The following is a 22,033-nucleotide window of genomic DNA, read 5'->3' on the forward strand; positions in this document are numbered from 1 at the left end:
ACCACTCCGGTTCCCCAACCGGACGGACGTACACCAATCCTCGCACAAAATCCTCCTCAATAAAACAATTCGCTATCTTGTTCCTTGCGTATTAAATCCTGCTCACATGCCTCCTGTTAAAGAATACCCTTTTTACCTTAAAAGTACCGTTGTACTTTTCGGGCTGATTTTATTGGTTTATGTTTTTGCCCAACTGGCAGATGTAATGATTCCCCTGGCTTTTGCCGCCTTTATTGCCATATTGCTTAACCCGGTAAGCAACTGGCTGCAGCAGCGTAAAGTGCCGCAGGTGTTATCCATTTGCCTGGCGATGCTGCTTGGGGCTATCCTGCTTGCGGGCTTGTTCTATTTTTTATCAACCCAGATCATTCAGTTTGGCGATTCGCTGCCGATGCTTAAAAAGAAGTTTGGCGAACTGTTTGTTACCCTGAAACAATGGGTAGCCACAACCCTCAACTATCCCATTCAAAAGCAGGACCAGATGATTAAGGATGCCATGGATAACAGCCAGGCGCTGCTTGGCCGTACGTTGGGCAACGTGTTAAGCACCTTTGGGTTGCTGTTTGTGCTGCCGGTATACGTATTCCTGATTTTGTTTTATAAAACCCTGATCCTCAATTTTCTGTTCGAGGTATTTTCGGAGGAGAACTCCAAAAAGGTAGCCGAGGTATTGAAAGAAACCAAAGCAGCCATACAAAGCTATATCCAGGGCTTGTTGATTGAAATGCTGATCGTAGCCATCATGAACTCGGCAGCTTTGATGCTGTTAGGCGTTAAATACGGTATCCTGATCGGCGTGATCGGCGCTATCCTTAACCTGCTGCCTTATATTGGCGGCATTATAGCCATAGCATTACCTGTTTTAATGGCTACGGTAACTAAAGACGGTTATAGCACGCAGTTAGGCGTCATCATCGCTTATATTGTTATCCAGTTTATTGATAACAACATCCTGGTGCCGCGAATCGTATCATCAAAAGTGCAGATCAACGCGCTGGTATCTATTGTGGTGGTGCTATTGGGTAATATGCTCTGGGGTTTATCGGGCATGTTCCTTTCCATCCCGTTCATAGCAGTATTGAAAATTATTTTCGACAGGATAGAAGACCTCAAACCCTGGGGAAAACTGCTTGGCGATACCGTACCCACCCGCCGCAAGGGCCCCGGCTGGACCAAAAACCGCAACAAGGCGGTGCTGCCGGATTGAGGTGAAAGGCGAAAGGCGAAAGGTGAAAGGCGAAAGGTGAAAGGTAGAAAAACAAAAGGCGAAAAGCAAAAAGATCAGCATGGCTGCGCTACCTTTCACCTTTCGCCTTTAACCTTTACCCTAAAAATTTAGGTGAAAGGCAAAAGGTTAAAGGCGAAACGTAGAAAAACAAAAGGCGAAAAGCAAAAGGATCAGCATGGCTGTGCTACCTTTTACCTTTCGCCTTTAACCTTTACCCTAAAAATTTAGTGGTTCACCGGGCTTTCGCCGCCTTTCAGGGTGCCGTTGATGTATAAGATCTGGTTTACCTTGGTGGGGTCGCCCTGGTAAACCCATACAATGTTGTTGATGTACTTGCGGAAGGCGTTGCTTACATCATCAACGGTTAATTTTTTAACATCATCAACCAGGGTTATTGAACGTTTCCAGTTATCATGCAGTACCTCGTTTGCGGCTAAGGCCGATGCCTGGGCGCTGTTGGTTTCGTTTTTGTAATAGAAGCCGGTAAGGTAGGTGATCTTCATATCGGCTACATCTTCGGGCTTAAAGCCTTCGCGTTTAATACGGTCAACCAGTTTATCAAACACGGCGATGTACTTATCGGGCTGGGTGGTTGAAACCGAGAAACGGGCGGTTGATGTTTGCCCTGCGCTAAACCAGGCCTGCGGCGCGTATGATAAACCATTGTTGGTACGAACCTCTAAAAAGTGCATGTTGCTGAAAATGCGCATAGCTACGTTAAAAGCGTTAAAATCGGGCGTACCCGCGGCAGGGCCGCTGGCAATACCTTCCACATAATTGGTAGCCAGGTCGCGCTTTTCAACATTAATGCTGTTTTTCTGCGCGCTGAAAGTAGACTTTTTAAAGCTGAACGGTGCGCCTTGCTTAACACCGGCCAGCATGGCTTTTACCTTCGCCTCGATGGTAGCCTGGTCCAGATCGGCAACAACCACAATCACCATGCGCGATTTGGTGAGGATAGATTGATAGTAAGCCTTGGTTTCGGCGGCGGTTAACGCGGTGATGATGGGCACTGTTCCGCTTGGGTCTTTGGCATAGTTGGTGCCTGCAAAAGCAATTTTATCAGCATACTTATCAATGGCGTTATCCGGCTGCGAATCTTCCTGTTTCAGGTTGTTGATGGCATCCTGTTTAATGCGGGCAAACTCCTTTTCATCAAATTTTGGTTGTGTTATCGCTTCGGCATATAAAGGCCAAACCACATCAAAATCGCCTTTAATACAGTTCATCCTCACTACCGAATAGTTTTTGTTGCTGCTGCCGTAAACGGTGGCGCTTACTTTATCCAGTTCATCTTTAAAGCTGTTTTTATCGTGCTTAAGGGTGCCGCACTCGGTAAGTGCGCTCATGGCTAATGATTCAATACCAGCCTTGGTAGCCGGGTAGTTTTGTACGCCGCCTTTAATGATGGTTTGCACCTCAACAATCTCGTTTCCGCTGGGCTGCACTATTACCTTAACGCCATCAACCGTGGTTTCGTAGGCCTTGTTTTGCGCACTTGCGGTATCGGTTATAGCCGCTGCAACCAGCAGGGCAATTATATATTTTTTCATGATGGTTAATGGTTAGGTTATTTGGCTGCAAAAAATGAAGCCGCGTTCACTGTTTTATTTAACTCGGGCGCAATGATCATACCTGCAACATAAGGTTTACCAATTACATAGGTGTTCAGGTACCGTTTGATATCGGCACGGGTAACCTTCTGGTAATTGCTATCCAGATCGGTGTAGTAATTAAACGATGTACTGCACCACTGGTAGCTGATCTGGCTTGGTAATGATGATGGTTTTTCTTTGGCTTTGATATCGTTACGGTGCAGTATGGCTTTAGCGGTAGCCATTTGCTCATCAGTAAAATAATCGTCCTTAGCCCATTGGCCTATCTGGTTCATTACTTCGGCATAGCACTCTTTCAGCTTGTTGGGGTTGGGCACTACAAAAACATCTACCGGGCCAACATAACGGCTGGTATTATAGCTAACGTAAACGCCGCTGGCCAAACCTTTATCAACCAAAGCCTGCTGCAGTTTTGACGAGTTTAAACCTACGATGGTCGAGAACACGTCGGCTGCAACGGTAGCGGCAGAATCTGTAGGGTACGAAGGGCCCTGCCAGGTAAAATCCATATAAGGGGTTTGGGCAATGGTGGCTTCCTTAACAAAATACTCGGTTTTAGCCAAAGGTTTAAAAGGCGGAATCGGGAATTTGGTTTGCGGATCGAAACCGCTGTTTGCCCAGTCGCCAAAAATGCTTTCGGCAAGGGCGAAGGCGTTATCATGCTTCACATCGCCGCAAATGGTTAGCAAACTGTTGTTAGGGAAATAGTACTTATCCTTAATGATCATCATTTTTTCGGGCGTAGCCGTGTTGATCACTTCGTGGATACCGATAGGGTTTTTGCGGGTGATGAGGTCGCCCCAAAGTTTTTGCTGCATGGCATACCAAAGCTGGAAACCCGGATCGCTCTCGGCGCGCTGAAACTCGCCGTCAACCACAGGGCGTTCCTTTTTCATGTCTTCCTCGCGGTATATAGGGAAACGGATGGCGGCGTTCATAAAGTTAAGGCCCGCTTTAAGGCTGTCCCTATCGAAAGTAAAGAAGTAATTAACGCGTTCGTTGCCGGTGGTGCCGTTCCAGATGGCCCCCAGTTCCTGGGTGCGTTTCAGAAACTTTTCCTGGTCGGGATATACCTTGTTGGCTTTAAAAAACATGTGCTCAAAAAGGTGCGATAAGCCGCTGTATTCGGGCCCTTCGGTGTAGGCGCCATTTTTTACAGCAATCTCGATAGTGGTTAAAGGCACTTTGGCATTTTCAATAACCAGCACCCGCAATCCGTTGGGAAGTGTTTTCAGGAAATAGCCCTCGGGCAGCCTCACCTGCGCGGTGGCCACAAAGGCACTGAAAGCCGCAACAATGGTGAACGCAAAGGTTTTGATAAAATTTCGGTTCATATTTATAAATGTTTTAAACATTATAAATATATCGGTATAATTTTAAACAATAAATGATTTACCGGCTAAGACCTTAAATTTTTAACGCAAAAATAAGTCAATGGTGATTTTTGCACATTACGCCACCCGGTAATCAGATCCCGGCCTTGATGCTGTTATAAGGCAAACCCAGGTCATCTACCGAGTATTGGGTAAGCACGCTGTCTTTTATGGTGATGTAATCGCCCCGTTGGGTTACATGCAGCTTTTCAACCCCATCGCGCTTATCAACAAGCGGGATAGTGCGCGATACTACGTTGCCGAGGGTATCCAGTTCAATAATATAAGTTTCCTTTTTACCATCGGCAATATCTGTAAAAGGCACAATCAGGGTATGGTTATTATCATCAATAAAGCGGCCTATGATGTTTTTACCGTTCAGGTCGTCAGGGTTAAGGCTTAACAGGTGTTTAGCTTTTTCGGCAGAGAGGCCCAGGATGCTCAGGCGCACCGTATTGCCGTCGGCATCCTTCGTGGTATCCTGCATGGTAACCTGGCTGGTTTTTGGGTACCGGGCAATGGCGTAAAAATTATTGGTGCCAGTACTTTTATCATTATGGCCCGGCAGCATAAAATATAGTTGCAGGTTGGGCAGTTGGGCGCTGTCGGCTTTTATTTTAGAGGTGATGCCAAGCAGCTCGGCCCATTTAAGCCTGCCCGTTATGTTAACGGTTAATTTGGTGGCTGTATCTGTTTTGGTTACGCGGGATATGGTATATAGAGGTACTTTTTTTGAACAGCCCAGGGCAAGTAATACTATTATAAAGCAGGGAATGATATTCTTGATCATGGTGCAAAGGTAAACCGTTGATTTGGATTTTGATGCCGCTGAGTTGTGATTACCTTGATTTTGACATACAGGTTAAACCGGAGCACGCCAATCGTCCAAAATCAAAAATAAAACCCGAATCGAGCATCCGAAATCCTAAATCAACCAATCCGACATCCGAAATCTTTATATCTTTGCCGATTATCATTTCAGAATAATGAAGATATCGTATAACTGGCTTAAAGAATTTATTGATACTGATAAAACGCCCCAGGAAATTTCGGTTATCCTTACCGGTACAGGTTTGGAGGTGGAGAGCCTGGAAAAGGTACAGCCCATCCCCGGCGGCCTGGAAGGCCTGGTAATTGGTTACATAAAAGAATGCGTTGACCACGCCAATTCCGATCACCTGCATGTTACCAAAGTTGATGTAGGCGCACCGGAAGACCTGCAGATTGTTTGCGGCGCTGCCAACGTTGCGGCCGGACAAAAAGTGGTGGTTGCTGTTGTTGGTTCAACCGTTTATCCAACAGCCGGTGAGCCGTTCGCTATCAAAAAATCAAAGATCAGGGGCGAGGAATCGCACGGGATGATCTGCGCTGAAGACGAGATAGGTTTAGGCACCAGCCACGAAGGGATTATGGTTTTACCGGCCGATGCCCCTGTTGGTACCCCAGCCAAAGAATACTTTAAGCTGAACGATGATTACATGTACGAGATAGGGCTAACCCCTAACCGTGCCGATGCGGCTTCGCATTTAGGTACAGCAAGGGATATTGCGGCTTTCTTAAAAATCGCGATTAAAAAACCTGATGTAAGCGCGTTCAAAGTTGATAATACCGGTTTAACTATCCCGGTTGTTGTTGAAAACGAGGCTGCCGCGCCGCGTTATTCGGGCTTAACCATCAGCGGGGTTGAAGTTAAGGAATCACCAAAATGGTTAAAGGAGCGTTTGGCGGTTATCGGTATCCGTTCTATCAATAACATTGTGGATGTTACCAATTACGTACTGCACGAACTTGGTCAGCCCTTGCATGCTTTTGATGCCGATGAAATAACCGGCGGCAAAGTGATTGTAAAAAACTATGCCGAAGGAACTGTATTCAAAACGCTGGATGAGGTTGACCGCAAACTTTCTGCCGATGACCTGATGATCGGTAATACAGCAGAGCCGATGTGTATTGCCGGGGTATTTGGCGGCGCAAAATCGGGCGTAAAGGAATCAACTAAAAATATCTTCCTCGAGAGCGCTTATTTCAACGCCGTATCGGTACGGAAAACTTCAAAAAGACATGGATTAAAAACGGATGCCTCGTTCAGGTTTGAACGCGGTACCGATCCGGACATGACAGTGTTTGCGCTTAAACGTGCGGCCTTGTTAATTCAGGAAGTTGCAGGTGGTGTGGTATCATCAGAAATTTCTGATCATTACCCTGCTCCGGTTGCTCCGTTTAACGTGGAGATCACTTACCATACCATTGATAAACTGATTGGTAAAGCTATCGGCAATGATACCATTAAAAGTATCATCACCGCGCTTGATATAAAGATAGTGAATGAAACTGCGGATTCATTATCGTTACAAGTGCCGCCATACCGCGTGGATGTAACCCGCGATGTGGATGTGGTGGAAGAGATCCTGCGTATTTACGGCTACAACAACATCGAAATCCCGACACAGATCAGGGCTTCGTTAAATAACTCCATCCGCCCGGAGAAAGATACCGTTCAAAACCAGCTTTCTGATTTGTTAAGCGCCAATGGGTTTAATGAAATACTGGCTAACTCGCTTACCAAATCGGCTTATTCGGATAACCTGGATACGGCTGTTAAAATCCTTAACCCTTTAAGCAGCGATCTGGATGTGATGCGCCAAACGTTGCTGTATTCGGGTTTGGAAGCCATCGCTTACAACCAGAACCGCCGTGCCGCCGATTTAAAATTTTATGAGTTTGGTAAGGTTTACAAACTGGAAAATGAAAAATACATCGAAACCCAGCGTTTCAGTATTTTCATAACCGGCGCCAATACTGCCGAACACTGGAACCAAAAGGTTAAGCCGGTAACATTTTACAACATTAAGGCTGTTGTTGACGGTATTTTACAGCGTTTAAATATCAGCAACTTTACGGTTGAGGATGCCACCTGCAAAAAAATGTCGTTTGGCATTCAATACATGCTTAATGGTAAGCAATTGGTAAAATTTGGTGCCGTAGCTGCCGCATCGTTAAAAAAGGCCGATGTGGATAAAGAGGTGTTTTATGCCGATTTTAATTTCGACCTGGTGTTGAACGCCATTCGTAAAAACAAGATCGTGTTCCAGGAAATTTCCAAATTCCCGGCCGTAAGACGCGACCTTTCCATGCTGGTAGATCAAAGCGTATCATTTGGCCAGTTGAAACAGATAGCTTTACGTACCGAGCGCAAACTGCTGAAAGCGGTTGACGTATTTGACGTATACCAGGGCGATAAGCTGCCGGCCGGCAAAAAATCGTACGCGCTAAGCTTTATTATCCAGGATATAGAGAAAACCTTAACCGATAAGGCTATCGATTCTATTATGCAGAAATTAATTTATAATTTAGGAAAAGAAGCGGGAGCAGAGATCAGGAAGTAATTTCGGATTTCGGATGTTCGATTTCGGATTTAGAATTCAGTAATTCATTAAATCAATAATTCAGTAATTGAAAAAATGCCTTCGTTAGCAGAGCAGTTAAATAAAATTGTAGATAAAACCGAGCGCCTGATTGAGTTGTGCGCTGCTTTGCAGGAAGAAAACGACCTTTTAAAACTGGAAAGCGAGGCCCTTACGGTGGCGCTGAACGCCAGTAAGGCCAAGACAAAAGAACTGGAAGAAAAGCTTAAAGTTGTTAAAGTTGCCAAGGCTTTTTCAGAAACAAATGAAAAAACTGTTGACATTAAACAAAAAATTAACGATTTTGTGCAGGAAATAGATAAGTGTATTGTGTTATTGAAAAAATAACGCAAAAAGTGAAAAGCTCAAATGGGAGAAATCTCCATAAAAATAAATATTGCTGACCGTGTTTACCCCTTAAAGGTGAACATGGAAGAAGAAGAAATAATACGCAGGGCGGCGAAGCTGATCAACGACCGGATAAAGGAATATCAGGAGAATTACTCGGTTAGGGATAAGCAGGATTTACTTTCAATGTGCGTGTTGCATTATGCAACATCATCATTAAAGGCCGAGAAAAAAGTTACTGTAGAAGATACTGAGGTAACAGAAAAAGTTTATCATTTAGATCATTTGCTGAACGAATTTTTTTCGAAGTAATAAACGTTCTTTACATAATTTATAAGAGCACGATAAGATTTAACCGCAGTTAAATTTTAGGTTTCACTATTAAAAACTTAACGCTTCAATATTAAGCGGATCAAGAGGCATGCGTTAGTTACCATTAACGTTAACAAACCCATGGTCCCCAATATCCGGAATGAGGTTTTAAATACATGATACTTAAAAGTTAGCTGCGGTTTTTTATTTACATACATATACATAACACACCACTCAAACCTAAAATGGACATATTACTATACGTTATCATCGGCCTGTTGGTAGGCGCCATTATTGGCGTGCTGATAGGCCGCTTCCTGTTGCGAAAGCTGTTTAAAGACCAGGAAGCCGCTGCGCAGAATAAAGTTAAAAAGATACTGAAAGACGCTGAGAATAATGCCGAGATCCTGAAGAAGAATAAGTTGCTTGAGGCCAAAGAGAAATTTTTGCAGATGAAAGCAGAGCACGAGCAGGAGGTAAACAACAAAAACAACACGCTTAATCAGCGTGAAAACGGTATCAAACAAAAAGAACAATCGCTTAACCAGCGTTTGGAAAACCTGAACCGTAAAGAGAACGAGTTAGATAACACACGCAAAAACCTCGAAAAACAAACCGAAATTGTTATTAAAAAGCAGGATGAGGTTGAACACCTGAAAAACCAGCACGTACAGCAACTGGAAACCATCGCCGGCTTATCTGCCGAGGAAGCGAAAACCCAGCTGGTTGATACGCTGCGTGAAGAGGCCCGCAGCAAAGCCATGATCCAGATCAAAGATATTGTGGACGAGGCTAAACTTACCGCTACCAAAGAGGCTAAAAAGATAGTTATCCAAACCATTCAGCGTACCGCTACCGAGAGCGCTATTGAAAACACGGTATCGATATTCAATATCGAAAATGATGAGATCAAAGGCCGCATCATTGGTAGGGAAGGGCGTAACATCCGCGCGCTGGAAGCCGCAACCGGTATCGAAATTATTGTTGACGATACCCCGGAAGCCATCATTCTTTCCGGCTTCGACCCGGTAAGGCGTGAGATTGCCCGTTTGGCTATGCACCGCCTGGTGACGGACGGACGCATCCACCCGGCCCGTATTGAAGAGGTGGTTGCCAAAACCAAAAAGCAAATTGAAGAAGAAATTGTAGAGATAGGCGAGCGTACCGTAATTGATCTGGGAATCCACGGTTTGCACCCTGAACTGATCCGTATGGTTGGCCGGATGCGTTACCGTTCATCATATGGACAAAACCTGTTGCAGCACTCGCGCGAGGTTGCCAACTTCTGCGCTACCATGGCTGCCGAACTGGGCCTGAACGTGAAACTGGCCAAACGTGCCGGCTTGCTGCATGATATTGGTAAAGTACCTGATGATAACCCGGAGCTGCCACACGCTATTTTAGGTATGCAGCTGGCCGAAAAATATAAAGAGCACCCTGAAGTTTGCAACGCCATCGGCGCCCACCACGACGAGATTGAGATGACCTCGATGCTATCGCCGATAATCCAGGCTTGTGATGCTATTTCAGGCGCTCGTCCTGGAGCACGCCGCGAGGTGGTTGAAAGCTACATCAAACGTTTAAAGGAACTGGAAGAACTGGCATTGTCATACCCGGGCGTTGAAAAAACCTTCGCTATCCAGGCCGGCCGCGAACTGCGCGTAGTAGTTGAAAGCGAAAAAATCAGCGACGCGCAATCAGAAGTATTGGCTGCCGATATTTCAAACCGCATCCAAACCGAGATGACGTACCCCGGGCAAATTAAAGTTACCGTGATCAGGGAAACCCGTTCGGTGGCGTTTGCCAAGTAAGCAGGTATGAAAATTAAATAAAACCCTTTCGGTGTAATAACCGGGAGGGTTTTTACTTTTGTACCGTGGCTATAAAAAAATCCAATACCCCAAACAAACCGGCGGCTAAAACATCAGTTCATATTGATGAGCGCCCGGTTGATCGTTATTTCAGAGATTATGCCGCCGGGCACCAGGATCCGGTAAATAAGCTTATCCATTATTTCTGCATTCCTTTGCTCGGTTTCAGTTTATTCGGGTTAATCTGGGCTATCCCTTTCCCTCACCTTGGTTTTTTAGGTATTTATAACGGTTACTTCAACTGGGCATCGTTTGTAATAGCTATCGCCATTTATTTTTACCTGAAGCTTTCGCCTGTTATCTCTTACTTTATCCTGTTTATATTATTAGGCTTTAGCTACGCGATTATGGAACTGGTAAACTGGCAGCAAACCGGCGGCCCTGCCATGTGGGAGCTTTGCCTGTTGGTGTTTATCCCTTCATTATCGGCGCTGTTAATAGGTAATACACGTGAGGTTAACTATCCGCAAAACGGGCTTAACGCCAAATCATTGATCATAGCGCCTGCCTACCTCTTAAATCAATTACTTAATAAACTGAGAATCAAAAATTGATATTGCCCTTTGCGTATTAAATAGTTATTAAAACGTTCGTTTTCAAGGTGTTTGTTTAAGGCGATAAACAACCGTGTTTATTCAGTAAAAAGTCATGTTTGCCGTGATTAAAGTAAGCCGCCGTAAACGAAAAATTAACATTATTGTTTGGTGTTTGTTTTTATTTTATTGATAACCAGTTAGTTTTGTTTTGACTTCTCCCCGCTAATGTTAAGTAAAAAAGAAATCATTAAGCAGTTGTTAATATAATAATCTGATGTTAATATAAACTTAACATTGTGTGGGCAATTTTGTGCATCAAAAAATCACAAATGAAAAAGCTTTACTTTATTATTTTAACACTGATGATTATCGGGGTTGCGGGCATAGCAAATGCGCAGATCACAACCTCGGTACTCACCGGTAAAGTGACAGACCAAAAAGGTACAGCCCTGCCGGGTGTAACCGTTTCGGTAGTTAATACCAGTACAGGTACCAGGTATGGCGCTCAAACCAATGCCGAAGGCCGTTATTCGGTTAACAACATTAACCCGGGTGGTCCGTATACTGTAACCGCCACTTTTGTAGGTTACAAAAAAGACGAACGCAGCGACATTACCTTACAATTAGGTAACGCTACTTTTAATTTTGTATTGCAGGATGAAACCACTACCCTGCAGGAAGTTAAAGTAAGGGCATCTGCCGGTCCTACCAAAACAGGTGCAAGTACCCGCATCAACCAAAACCAGATCCGTACTGCGCCATCTATCAACCGCAGCTTACAGGATTTAACCCGTAACACCCCTCAAAGCAACAACAACTCGTTTCAGGGTACCAACTACCGTTACAATAACGTAACGCTTGACGGTGCTATCAATAACGATGCGATTGGTTTCAGCCCATCATTAGGCGGCCAGAACAATGCTTCCGGCCAGGTAGGTAGCAGTACCCGTACAAGCCCTATCTCGTTAGATGCTATCCAGGATATCCAGGTTTATGTTGCCCCTTACGATATTAAAATCGGTAACGTATTAGGTGGTAGTATCAACGCTGTAACCCGCAGTGGTACAAACGATTTTAGCGGTGCTGTTTACGGTTACGGTCGCGGTTCATTCATGGTTGGTCCAAACAATGCAGCAACTGCTTCTGGTGGCGATGGTTCAAAACTGAAAGATTTCCATGATTATCAAACCGGTATCCGTTTAGGTTTTCCGTTGATTAAAAACAAATTATTCTTCTTCACCAACGAAGAGCTTGCCCGCAGGCAGGATCCGGTTATCCGCGGTCTTGATCACAACGGCGCGTCGAACATCCTGAGCCAGGCGGATGGTGATAAATTGATTGACGCATTTGTAAAGTATACCACAGATGCGGCGCATCCAAATGGTATTGATCCGGGTACTTACAAAAATACTACCATCTTCTCTAACTCAAACAAATTTTTTAACCGTTTGGATTGGAATATCGATGATCATAACCAGTTAACTATCCGTAACAATACCATCAGCTCAAAAGCTACTAACTTAGAGCGCGATCAGCAAAACTTCCGTTTCAGCGGTATTGACTACACTTCGCACAACAACTCAACATCAACAGTTGCTGAGTTGAAATCGAGGTTTAGCAATAGCCTGAGCAATAGTTTAGTATTAGGTTATTCTAACGTGCATGATTATCGTGATCCTAACAGAGATCCGTCATTACCACAGATCGAAATTACCGGCCGTACCCCTGGTACCACAATTTTTATGGGTACCGACCGTGAAGCGGCTATTTTTGATATGCACCAAAAAACCACCGAGTTTACTGATAACTTAACTTTGGTTAAAGGCAAGCATACGTTTACTTTTGGTACCCACAACGAGTTTTATAACATCACTTATAACTTCGTTAACGCATGGAACGGTCGTGTTGCTTACAGCAGCATTGAAGATTTTATAGCGAATAATCCAAGTCGTGTACGTACCAATTTTAATTATACCAATAATACCCGCGATTATATCCTGGCTAATCCTTCTGCTCAGTTCAAAGTTAACTTAATGAGTTTGTATGGACAGGATGAAATTCAGTTAACAGATAATTTCAAATTAACGATAGCTTTACGTGCTGATTACGCAGGTGTACCTAATAAACAACCATTAAGCGATAAAACAACTAACGCGCCGGTTGATCCTAATTACGGCACCACTTATACTTATACTAAACCAAAGGATATTAAACAAAATTATTTGGGTAATATTGAATGGAACCCGCGTGTGTCTTTTAACTACGACCTAAACGGCGATCAGAGCGTTATTTTACGTGGTGGTAGTGGTTTCTTCACCGGTCGTGTTCCATTTGCATGGTTTGGCTATGCGTTTTATAACAATGGCAGAACCTATGGCGCTTATGATGTAAAAGCACCAAGTTCTGGTATTTCAGCTCAAACACCTGGCACTAATCCGGTACAAACTGCTGCAAACGGCGAGTTGAATTACGTGAACAAACAATTACCTGCTGTTAATACTTCTGCTTCGGGAGCAACCCAGGTAGATATGATTGACAATAACTTCAAAATGCCACAGGTTTGGAGAAGCAGTCTTGCTGTTGATTATACTACTGATGATCAGTGGAAATTTACCGGCGAAGGTATTTATACCAAAGTTATTCATGACCTAAAATTCCAACAGGTAAACACGCTTGATCAGGTAACTTATTACGTTTACGATACCCAAAAACAACAGCCGATTTTTAATAACACATCCACTGCTCTTAATAAAGGTAAAATTAACCCGTTGTATACCAACGCTTACTTATTATCAAATACAAGCGAAGGCTACCGTTACAGCTTAACGGCACAAATAGCTAAAAATACCCAATTTAGCCCAACCAGCGCCCTGAATGTATCAGTTGCATATACCTTTGGCCATTCAAAAGATGTTACCAACGGTATCCGTAACTCAATGGAGTCAAACTGGCAATTGAACCAGGCTTTAAATCCAAACAACCCGGGCTTAGCCAATTCAAACTTTGATATCCGTCACCGTATCGTATCAAACTTGAATTTCAAACAAGATTGGGACGCGGCTAAAAAATATACTGCAAACTTTTCATTTTTCTTTAGCGCACAATCTGGTAATCCATATACTTATGGCTTCTATCCAAATGCTATCGACGGAACTGGTCAACAAGTTAGCTTAGCTTACATCCCTAAACGCGGCGAAACAGTTAACTTCTTCTCCGACATTGCAGGCGGCCAAACAGCGGTACAACAAGCTGCGGCATTTGATGCCTTTATCGACAAGAGTGCTTATTTGTCATCTCGCCGTGGCAACTTTACTCAACGTAATGCCGCATTTACTCCTTGGAATAACCAATTGGATTTCAGGTTTACTCAAGACTTTAAATTTGGTGACAAACACAAACAAATGATTACGTTTACTTACGACGTTATCAATTTGACTAACCTGTTGAATAAGAAATGGGGACAATATTATTTCTCAGCTAATACCTATAATTCAACATCAAGTGTTGGTTTAACACCAGTGAAGAGTGGAACCCCGTCGTTTGAAAAGGCTGCTACAACTTATCCTAAATATACATTTGTGGATCCGGGTGTACCTTACTCAGTTGATTTGTTCGCTTCACGCTGGCAAATGCAGTTTGGTATACGTTACAGCTGGTAATTGTAAACAAAGTATAATAGTTAAGATTAAACAAACTGAAAACGCCCCATCGGTATCCGATAGGGCGTTTTCTTTGTAACAGGAAGTTTGTATTACCAAACCAATTTATAGCCCACCGTTCTTATAGTCATGATCTGCACATTAGGGTCGGCTTTTAAATGACCGCGTAGCTTGTTGATAAACACGTCAAGGCTCCGGGCATTAAAAAAGCTATCGTCGCCCCAAAGCTCATCAAGTAGCGCTTTGCGGGATATAATCTCATGTTGTTTTTTGCATAACAGTTTCAGGATCTCGCTTTCGCGGTTGGTGAGCTGCCAGGTATTGATGCCTTGCTGTACTGTGTTTTTAAGGGGTTTAAAGGTAATGCTGCCTATCTGGTAGTTTTCATTTTCGGGTTTAATCCTGGGCGGGTCCAATAGTCGGTTGTTGCTTAACAGTACTTTTATCCGTACAATCAATTCTTCTACGCTGAATGGTTTTTTCAAATAGTCATTAGCTCCGTACTCAAAACCTGCCACCACATCTTTGGGTTGCGAGCGGGCTGTTAAAAATATTATTGGCGTTAGCTTGTCCGTATCGCGAATTTTTTTGGCTACCTGGAAGCCATCTATTTTGGGCATCATTACGTCGAGCGCTAAAATATCGGGTTTAGTGGTTTGATATTTCTGCAGGGCCTGTTCGCCATTAGCGCATAATGTTACCTCAAAATCGCTTTCTTCCAGGCTTTCGCGCACTATATGTGCCAACGCCAGCTCATCTTCAGCTAATAATACCCGTATTTTATTCATTGGTTTAATGGTATGGTAACAATAAACTCAGTGCCGGCATTAACTTCACTTTTTATGGTAACACTGCCCTTGTGTGCCTCTACAATATATTTAACGTAACTTAATCCAAGTCCGGTACCTTTTACATGATGTATATTGCCGGTTGGCACGCGGTGAAACTTATCAAATATATGGTTGATATGGGCCGGAGGTATACCAATGCCTTGATCTTTAACAGATAGCTGAAGCTTATCGCCGATTTGTTGCAAAATGATTTGAATATTAGCTGGTTCATTTGAATATTTGATGGCATTATCAATAAGATTGGTGATCACATTCCTGAAATGCAATTGATCTGCTGTAATGTATCTGATATTATTTTTATTGGTATAGGTGATCAAGGCTTCTTTATCGGCTTTCAGCTTTTCCGTCGCTATTATTTCATTGATCAGCGTATCTATTTCAATCTTTTCTTTTACCAGGATGATCTCATTGTTTTCAAAAGTAGCTACGTTAAGCGCTTTGGTAACCAGTTCGTTAAGCCGGTTTAACTCGTTACGGGAAGTTTGCAGGTAGCGCTGTGTTTTATCCGGATCATTTGATCCGTTGAACTTTTGTAAGCCCTCAATAGCTACTGTCATGGTGGCAATAGGCGTTTTGAGTTCATGCGTCATATTGTTTATAAAATCGTCTTTCAATTCGGCAAGCCGCTTTTGCCGATTAAGTGTGTTGATTATGTAATAGAAACAGTAAATAGTGAGCGCAATCAGTAATATTGAACAAGTGAGCGTAAGCAACATTCCTTTTATTACAGCGTATTGCGGTTGGTGGAAAACGGCCCTTAAAAATATGGGATGGAAGTTATGCTGATTAAAAAGCAGGAAAGCATTATACCTGTAATCATACTCGTTGGTTTCGCTGTAGCTTGATGTTGGCGTTTTAGGTTGAGTTGAACCCTCGGTTACAGTCAGGTTGAACGGGCTGTAAGTATGCATTTTTTTTAGCTCGGCCCTGTAATATTTACTGACTTTTAAAACCGTAGCTTCACGATAGTTTTGGGGTAGCGAGAAAGTAGCGTTTTTAAAGACAGAGTCGTAGGGCAGTGGTTTGCCTGAAGCCGTTGGGTGTAGCGGAAACGTTGGTATATCGCCAATGCTAAGTAAGCTGATGATATATGATGCAACTTCGGGCCTATAAAAAGCCATTTCAGTTAACACTTGTGGTATGGTAGCCGTTTCAGCCACTTTGTTTTTGTAGTAATTATAAATAGGAATACTTGTGCTGATAGGATCGCTGGATTCGGAGTGACGGTTTGAGATCCAGATATTGAGCGTTGCATTAGCGTTATTTTCGGGTGTTGAAGGTATAACGCGCGTAATTACGCCGGGCGAGAATTGTTTGTGTATAATTTGAACACGTACCGTATCAATTTTGATAACAACGTTTGTATCCGAAAGCCTCCTTACCAATACAACCCTTATTGAATCGAAATAATCTTTTTTGCAGCTATCCAGCGCATGTTGCATGGCTGCATCAATGTTGGTATCGAATGTTTTTTTATTTACCTGGTAGGCGTTGATACTCCAATAGGTTTGGAAAATAATAATGCCACTTAGCGATAATGCTATCAGTGCTAATACAATTTTAAGTTTCTTTTTCATTGAGTTATTTGCTTACAATAAATTTAGATTGATTATAAGCGGCCTGTGCAATCTGTTAACATTGCTTAACATTAAATAACCGGCGTTAATGTGGTAATACAAAAAATGCCGCTTCAAAATATGAAACGGCATTGATAAGTTTATGCTGATAAGTTAGTATTACAAATTCCTTCCCAGCTTCTCCAAAGTATCCTGAGGTACATTTTCCAGGTCGAGCACCAAAAAGCCGTCCAGGCAATCGGCAAATTTAGGGTCGATGTTAAAGCTGATGATTTTGGCGTTAAGGGCGATGTATTGACGGAGCAGCACCGGTACCTTCATATTGCGGGTTTCCACTTCCGAGATCAGGTTATCCAGGCCTTTAAAACTATCTTCGCCGGCCATCAGCAGGTCGGTATCAATTTTAGCAAAGTTAACCTTGAACTTTTTGCGCGGTTTAACGTACTGCGCCATTTCATGATCAAAATGGTTACGGTTGATATAATCAACAATAAGCGATTTAGAGAATTTGGAGAACGAGTTGCTGATACTTACCGGGCCAATGAGGTAGCGGTACCTCGGGTTATCCAGCAAAAACTTCAAAATACCTTTCCATAGTAAAAAAAGCGGCAGCGGCTTGGTCTGGTATTCCTTGCGGATCCATGATCGGCCCAGCTCAAGGCTGCGGCGCAGCACCGGCGTAAACTGCGTTTTAAGTTTAAACAACTCGTTAATATAAAAACCTTTTTTGCCTACGCTGTAAAAAATCTCGTCGCCCAGGCCTATACGGTAAGCGCCTACTATGCGTTTGGCCTCAAAATCCCATATAAAAAGGTGATGATAGTAAATGTCGTACCCGTCAAGATCGATCGACTTATTGGTACCTTCCCCAACCTCGCGGAAGGTAATTTCGCGCAGTCTGCCTATCTCGCGGATAACATTGGGTATGGTTGAGGTTGGTACGATGAATACTTCGTAGTTTTTTTCGGTCCATACTTTATAACTTTCGCGCAGCGGCTCAATTTCCTTTTCAAGAATGGCGCTGTCTATTTCGGGGGTGATCTCTTCGGCTTCGCGTTTAATTTTAAACAGGTTGCGCGGACTGAAAATCTTTTTTTCCTCTTCCAAACCGGTACCCAACGCGTAGGTGCGGGCACGTAAAAAGTTAAGCAGCTTGGTACTGTTGGTATAATCAGGAATATCGGTTACATTAATGGGTTTCCCTATACGTAGCTTAATGGTATGGCCATGCTTATTAAATAACTCTGAGGGCAACTTCGCGGTGCGCAGGGTAGGATGGAGCAGGCTCAGGAAGTTAAACAGTAAACCATTATTGCCATGGAAATAAATAGGTACAACCGGTACTTTAGCCTTGGCAATGATTTTGCCTACAACCGGGTGCCACATCCTGTCGGTTACCTGTTTTTGTTCTACTTTAAAGGTTGATACCTCGCCAGCGGGGAATATGCCTATTGGCGTGCCATTACTTAAAAGCTCCAACGTGTTTTTAAGGCCGCTGATGCTTGATGAATGCTCCACATTTTCAAACGGGTTTACAGCTATAAAATAATCGGCCAGGTTGGGGATCTTTTTCAACAGGAAGTTGGCCATCAGCTTTGAATCGGGCCGGGCCATGCATAGTATTTTTAACAATACCATGCCTTCAATACCACCATAAGGATGGTTGGCAATGGCTATAAAGGCGCCGTCTTTTGGGATGTTGCGCAGTTCGCGCTCGTCAAATTCAATGTCGATACCGCAGCCCTCTAAAATGGCGTCCACAAACTCCGGACCTACCTTGGGCTGGGCCTGGGCAAACAGGTCGTTAACCTGGTTTATCTTCATCAGTTCCATCAATAAAGCGGCCAGGCCAGGCATCTTTAACTTATCCAGTTTGGTGGCTTTGGCAAACTCTTCGGTGGTTATAACTTTCATATTGTTTATAAGCAGTATGTTTTAACAAATAAATATCTTAAATTTTTATTTAATTTAACAGCCGTAACCTGTATAATGATACCGCGAATCAAACACTACCTGTCCGTCAGTAAAAAAGAATGGAACGGAATGGTGGTAATGATTATTTTAATCGCTCTGGTTTTAGCTGCCCCCTTCATTGAGCAGGCAAACCACAAAGATAACACAATAAACTTTAAGGCATTTGATAAAGCGGCGAATACAGCGCCCGGAAATGCCGGTTTTAATGCTGATGATACAGAAATAAATGCCGGTGTGGCTAAACGCGCTTCACTTTTCAGGTTCAACCCCAATAAACTATCGCTTACAGAGTGGGTAAAACTCGGCCTTAGCCCTCAACAGGCCCAGGTTATTAAACACTACCAGGAAAAAGGCGGGCGTTTTTATACCAAAGGCGATGTGCAGAAAATGTACAGCATCAATGCCGAAACCTACAAACGGCTTGAACCTTATATTGAATTGCCCGATGGTCCGGCCTACCGTATGAATAAAGCCAAACCCGGCGAGGTGATTGAAGTGAATACAGCCGATTCGGCAAAGCTCACCATGATTCGCGGGATCGGGCCTGCCTTTGCCCGGCGCATTGTGCGTTACCGGCAGCGGGTAGGCGGGTTTTACAGCAAAGCGCAGTTAAAGGAAGTTTACGGTATTGACGAACAGAAGTATAAGCAGATAGAGGATGGAGTAAGTGTTGATGGCAGATACCTTATTAAGGTGAACATCAATACGGCCGTGTTTAATGACCTGAAGCGCTTCCCTTATTTAAGCTATAAACAGATGGATGCCATTATAGCCTACCGTGATGAACACGGTAATTACCGGTCGGTAAAAGATCTGGAAAATATAGCCATCCTAAATGCCCAAATTTTGCGTAAAATTGAGCCTTATTTAGTTTTTAAATGATAGCCGAGCAAATTAAAGCCGCCATACGCGATATCCCGGATTTCCCGAAACCCGGAATTGTATTTAAAGATATTACCCCGATATTGAAAAACCCCGCCCTGTGCGAAAAAATTGTGGATGCCTTTGTTGAGCAACTAAAAGATATCCGCATAGATGCCGTTGCCGGTGTAGAGAGCCGCGGTTTTTTATTCGGGCTAAGCCTGGCTACTAAATTGGGTGTGCCTTTTGTGCCTGTACGCAAAGCGGGTAAGCTGCCATTTACCATTAAACAAAAAGCCTACAAGCTGGAGTACGGCACCGCCACTATCGAAATGCATACCGACGCTTTTGAACCCGGTCAGCATATATTATTACATGACGACCTGTTGGCTACAGGCGGTACAGTTACTGCAGCCAGCGAACTGATTAAGGAGATGGGCGGTGTGGTAGCAGGCTTTTCGTTTGTAGTAGGGCTGGGCTTTTTGAACGGGAGGGAGCGGATAGCGCCTATTTGTGATAAGCTGGTGGTATTGGCTGATTATTAAGATTATCTTAGATAAACGATGGCTCTGGTAGGAGATTTTTAGGTACGCACACGCTAAGAAGCAAACTTTTTTATAGATAGCCGCACAAGGGGGACATCATAAAAAAATCACTTACAATCTTTGCGTCACCGAGGCTTTGCGAGAGTTATTAATTCGCCACATTTAACCACATAGCGCCTTTGCCACTTTCAAAATAGTTAAATATTTTGTTACTTGTAACGCCTTTTATTTTAAACGTTTATGGATAGAAGAAATTTCCTGAAAACGGGTTCGGTGGCCGGCTTAACTTTGTCAACTCTCGTAGCCGCATCCTGTGCCCAACCATCGGCAGAAAATCAGGGTTCAGATAGTACAGCTACCGCCAATGCCAAGGGTGATATATTTGAGTTGAGCGAAGCAACTATTACCGACCTGCAGCAAAAGATGCAGTCTAAACAGTTTACCTCGCGCCTCATCACCGAGCTTTACCTGAAACGCATAGACCAGATAGATAAGAAGGGCATTATGCTTAATTCCGTTATCGAATTAAATAAAGACGCCCTGAATATGGCCGATGCGATGGATAAGGAACGCGAAAAAGGTAAAGTTCGTGGTCCGCTGCATGGTATCCCGGTGCTCATTAAAGATAATATAAACACGGGCGATAACATGCATACAACGGCAGGTTCATTGGCCCTTGCCGATAATTTTGCCAAACAGGATGCCTTTATTGTGCATAAATTGCGGGAGGCCGGCGCAGTAATATTAGGCAAAACCAATTTAAGCGAATGGGCCAACTTCCGCTCAACACATTCAACCAGTGCCTGGAGCAGCAGGGGAGGGCAAACTAAAAGCCCTTACGTTTTAGACAGGAACCCCAGCGGCTCGAGCGCCGGAACAGGTACTGCTGTTGCAGCTAACTTGTGTGTGATAGGGATCGGTACAGAAACGGATGGTTCCATCGTATCGCCGTCTTCGGTAAACGGATTGGTTGGCATTAAACCAACTGTTGGTTTATGGAGCCGGTCGGGTATTATCCCTATCTCAAAAACACAGGATACAGCAGGCCCCATGGCCCGTACGGTTAAAGACGCGGCCATATTACTCGGGCTGCTTACCGGTATTGATACCCTTGATTTGGCTACGCTGGATAGCAAAGGGAAGGTTGAAGCTGATTATACCAGGTTTTTAGATATTAACGGTTTAAAGGGCAAACGCCTTGGCGTTGAAAAAAATGCTTTGGAAGGTAATGTTGCCGTTGTGGCTTTGTTAAAAGATGCCATCGAAACCCTGAAAAAACAGGGGGCTGAAGTTATAGAGGTGCAACTTTATCACGAAATGAAGGATATCGGCAAAAATGAATTTAATGTATTGCTTTATGAGTTTAAAGATGGCCTTAACCAGTACCTTGCCAGCGCCAACAGCAAAGTTAAGTCGCTGGCGGATGTGATAGCTTTTAACAAACAAAACGAGGCCAAAGCCATGCCATTTTTTAAACAGGAAACCATGGAACTGGCCCAGGCCAAAGGCGATTTAAACAGCAAAGAGTATCTTGACGCCGTTAAGCAAACCAATGCCGGCACACGCAAGGTTATTGATGATATGCTGGCTAAATACAAGCTGGATGCCATTATAGGCACCACTAACGGGCCCGCGGTTTGCATTGACCTGGTAAACGGAGATTATGACAACGGCTTTGGTTTTTCGGGACCGGCAGCTATGGCGGGTTATCCGCATATTACAGTGCCTATGGGGTTAGCGCACGGCTTACCAGTAGGATTGTCGTTTTTCAGCACTGCTTACCGCGAGGGGGAGCTCATAAAAATGGGTTACGCTTACGAGCAGGCTTCCAACAAGCGGGTAGCACCATTGTATAAGCCCGATTTGTTTGGTTAATTT

The 22,033-nt window shown here is 43.7% G+C and carries 16 protein-coding genes; 10 read left to right on the forward strand and 6 right to left on the reverse strand.

Going from position 1 to position 22,033, the window contains the following annotated elements; translation table 11 throughout:
• Nucleotides 1-106 precede the first annotated feature (106 nt).
• The gene (locus LX99_RS12375; RefSeq protein WP_109608166.1) at nucleotides 107-1,207 is read left to right on the forward strand and encodes an AI-2E family transporter; all 1,101 of its coding nucleotides are present in this window, start codon (nucleotides 107-109) and stop codon (nucleotides 1,205-1,207) included.
• A 245-nt stretch (nucleotides 1,208-1,452) separates the two neighbouring features.
• Here LX99_RS12375 and LX99_RS12380 read toward each other — a convergent pair whose 3' ends face one another.
• The 3 genes from LX99_RS12380 to LX99_RS12390 form a co-directional block, all read right to left on the reverse strand.
• The gene (locus tag LX99_RS12380) at nucleotides 1,453-2,781 is read right to left on the reverse strand and encodes a M16 family metallopeptidase (RefSeq protein ID WP_109608167.1); all 1,329 of its coding nucleotides are present in this window, start codon (nucleotides 2,779-2,781) and stop codon (nucleotides 1,453-1,455) included.
• Nucleotides 2,782-2,798: 17 nt separating this feature from the next.
• Nucleotides 2,799-4,178: a M16 family metallopeptidase gene (locus tag LX99_RS12385; RefSeq protein WP_109608460.1), complete on the reverse strand. Its 1,380-nt coding sequence runs from the start codon at nucleotides 4,176-4,178 to the stop codon at nucleotides 2,799-2,801.
• A gap of 133 nt (nucleotides 4,179-4,311) precedes the next feature.
• Nucleotides 4,312-5,007: a hypothetical protein gene (locus tag LX99_RS12390; RefSeq protein ID WP_109608168.1), complete on the reverse strand. Its 696-nt coding sequence runs from the start codon at nucleotides 5,005-5,007 to the stop codon at nucleotides 4,312-4,314.
• Nucleotides 5,008-5,203: 196 nt separating this feature from the next.
• Here LX99_RS12390 and pheT point away from each other — a divergent pair, with 196 nt between their 5' ends.
• The 6 genes from pheT to LX99_RS12420 all read left to right on the forward strand — a co-directional run bounded on the left by pheT (nucleotide 5,204) and on the right by LX99_RS12420 (nucleotide 14,347).
• Nucleotides 5,204-7,603: a phenylalanine--tRNA ligase subunit beta gene (gene pheT / locus LX99_RS12395; protein WP_109608169.1), complete on the forward strand. Its 2,400-nt coding sequence runs from the start codon at nucleotides 5,204-5,206 to the stop codon at nucleotides 7,601-7,603.
• Nucleotides 7,604-7,678: 75 nt separating this feature from the next.
• The gene (locus tag LX99_RS12400; RefSeq protein ID WP_109608170.1) at nucleotides 7,679-7,969 is read left to right on the forward strand and encodes a hypothetical protein; all 291 of its coding nucleotides are present in this window, start codon (nucleotides 7,679-7,681) and stop codon (nucleotides 7,967-7,969) included.
• A 21-nt stretch (nucleotides 7,970-7,990) separates the two neighbouring features.
• Entirely contained in the window at nucleotides 7,991-8,281 is a 291-nt protein-coding gene (locus tag LX99_RS12405) for a cell division protein ZapA (RefSeq protein ID WP_109608171.1), read from the forward strand.
• Between the two features lie 245 nt (nucleotides 8,282-8,526).
• Complete coding sequence (gene rny, locus LX99_RS12410) at nucleotides 8,527-10,092, forward strand: ribonuclease Y (protein WP_109608172.1); 1,566 nt, start codon at nucleotides 8,527-8,529, stop codon at nucleotides 10,090-10,092.
• A 65-nt stretch (nucleotides 10,093-10,157) separates the two neighbouring features.
• Nucleotides 10,158-10,706 carry an Mpo1-like protein gene (locus tag LX99_RS12415; protein ID WP_109608173.1) on the forward strand — a complete coding sequence of 183 codons (549 nt, stop codon included), beginning with the start codon at nucleotides 10,158-10,160 and terminating at the stop codon, nucleotides 10,704-10,706.
• A 311-nt stretch (nucleotides 10,707-11,017) separates the two neighbouring features.
• Nucleotides 11,018-14,347: a TonB-dependent receptor gene (locus LX99_RS12420; protein ID WP_109608174.1), complete on the forward strand. Its 3,330-nt coding sequence runs from the start codon at nucleotides 11,018-11,020 to the stop codon at nucleotides 14,345-14,347.
• Between the two features lie 92 nt (nucleotides 14,348-14,439).
• Here LX99_RS12420 and LX99_RS12425 read toward each other — a convergent pair whose 3' ends face one another.
• The 3 genes from LX99_RS12425 to LX99_RS12435 all read right to left on the reverse strand — a co-directional run bounded on the left by LX99_RS12425 (nucleotide 14,440) and on the right by LX99_RS12435 (nucleotide 18,689).
• Complete coding sequence (locus LX99_RS12425) at nucleotides 14,440-15,135, reverse strand: response regulator transcription factor (protein WP_109608175.1); 696 nt, start codon at nucleotides 15,133-15,135, stop codon at nucleotides 14,440-14,442.
• Nucleotides 15,132-16,775: a sensor histidine kinase gene (locus LX99_RS12430; protein WP_109608176.1), complete on the reverse strand. Its 1,644-nt coding sequence runs from the start codon at nucleotides 16,773-16,775 to the stop codon at nucleotides 15,132-15,134. Before LX99_RS12430 ends, LX99_RS12425 begins: the two co-directional genes overlap by 4 nt.
• A 159-nt stretch (nucleotides 16,776-16,934) precedes the next feature.
• Nucleotides 16,935-18,689 (reverse strand): lysophospholipid acyltransferase family protein, encoded by a 1,755-nt coding sequence (locus LX99_RS12435; RefSeq protein ID WP_022832062.1) that lies wholly within the window; start codon nucleotides 18,687-18,689, stop codon nucleotides 16,935-16,937.
• Nucleotides 18,690-18,764: 75 nt separating this feature from the next.
• Between LX99_RS12435 and LX99_RS12440 the strand changes: the two genes are divergently transcribed.
• From LX99_RS12440 to LX99_RS12450, 3 genes are all read left to right on the forward strand, one after another.
• Complete coding sequence (locus LX99_RS12440; protein ID WP_109608177.1) at nucleotides 18,765-19,631, forward strand: ComEA family DNA-binding protein; 867 nt, start codon at nucleotides 18,765-18,767, stop codon at nucleotides 19,629-19,631.
• Nucleotides 19,628-20,155 carry an adenine phosphoribosyltransferase gene (locus LX99_RS12445; protein WP_109608178.1) on the forward strand — a complete coding sequence of 176 codons (528 nt, stop codon included), beginning with the start codon at nucleotides 19,628-19,630 and terminating at the stop codon, nucleotides 20,153-20,155. The genes LX99_RS12440 and LX99_RS12445 overlap by 4 nt, the downstream gene beginning before the upstream one ends.
• 240 nt (nucleotides 20,156-20,395) lie before the next feature.
• Complete coding sequence (locus LX99_RS12450) at nucleotides 20,396-22,030, forward strand: amidase (RefSeq protein WP_109608179.1); 1,635 nt, start codon at nucleotides 20,396-20,398, stop codon at nucleotides 22,028-22,030.
• Nucleotides 22,031-22,033: the final 3 nt, after the last annotated feature.

Origin of the sequence: Mucilaginibacter oryzae, from assembly GCF_003148845.1 — a bacterium.
GTDB lineage: Bacteria > Bacteroidota > Bacteroidia > Sphingobacteriales > Sphingobacteriaceae > Mucilaginibacter > Mucilaginibacter oryzae.

Bases quoted from the DNA above. Each gene is read 5' to 3' on its own strand.
- rny (WP_109608172.1), top strand. From the start codon at position 8,527: ATGGACATATTACTATACGTTATCATCGGCCTGTTGGTAGGCGCCATT.
- LX99_RS12375 (WP_109608166.1), top strand. From the start codon at position 107: ATGCCTCCTGTTAAAGAATACCCTTTTTACCTTAAAAGTACCGTTGTA.
- pheT (WP_109608169.1), top strand. From the start codon at position 5,204: ATGAAGATATCGTATAACTGGCTTAAAGAATTTATTGATACTGATAAA.
- LX99_RS12440 (WP_109608177.1), top strand. From the start codon at position 18,765: ATGATACCGCGAATCAAACACTACCTGTCCGTCAGTAAAAAAGAATGG.
- LX99_RS12380 (WP_109608167.1), bottom strand. From the start codon at position 2,781: ATGAAAAAATATATAATTGCCCTGCTGGTTGCAGCGGCTATAACCGAT.
- LX99_RS12445 (WP_109608178.1), top strand. From the start codon at position 19,628: ATGATAGCCGAGCAAATTAAAGCCGCCATACGCGATATCCCGGATTTC.
- LX99_RS12425 (WP_109608175.1), bottom strand. From the start codon at position 15,135: ATGAATAAAATACGGGTATTATTAGCTGAAGATGAGCTGGCGTTGGCA.
- LX99_RS12400 (WP_109608170.1), top strand. From the start codon at position 7,679: ATGCCTTCGTTAGCAGAGCAGTTAAATAAAATTGTAGATAAAACCGAG.
- LX99_RS12420 (WP_109608174.1), top strand. From the start codon at position 11,018: ATGAAAAAGCTTTACTTTATTATTTTAACACTGATGATTATCGGGGTT.
- LX99_RS12405 (WP_109608171.1), top strand. From the start codon at position 7,991: ATGGGAGAAATCTCCATAAAAATAAATATTGCTGACCGTGTTTACCCC.
- LX99_RS12450 (WP_109608179.1), top strand. From the start codon at position 20,396: ATGGATAGAAGAAATTTCCTGAAAACGGGTTCGGTGGCCGGCTTAACT.
- LX99_RS12430 (WP_109608176.1), bottom strand. From the start codon at position 16,775: ATGAAAAAGAAACTTAAAATTGTATTAGCACTGATAGCATTATCGCTA.
- LX99_RS12390 (WP_109608168.1), bottom strand. From the start codon at position 5,007: ATGATCAAGAATATCATTCCCTGCTTTATAATAGTATTACTTGCCCTG.
- LX99_RS12435 (WP_022832062.1), bottom strand. From the start codon at position 18,689: ATGAAAGTTATAACCACCGAAGAGTTTGCCAAAGCCACCAAACTGGAT.
- LX99_RS12385 (WP_109608460.1), bottom strand. From the start codon at position 4,178: ATGAACCGAAATTTTATCAAAACCTTTGCGTTCACCATTGTTGCGGCT.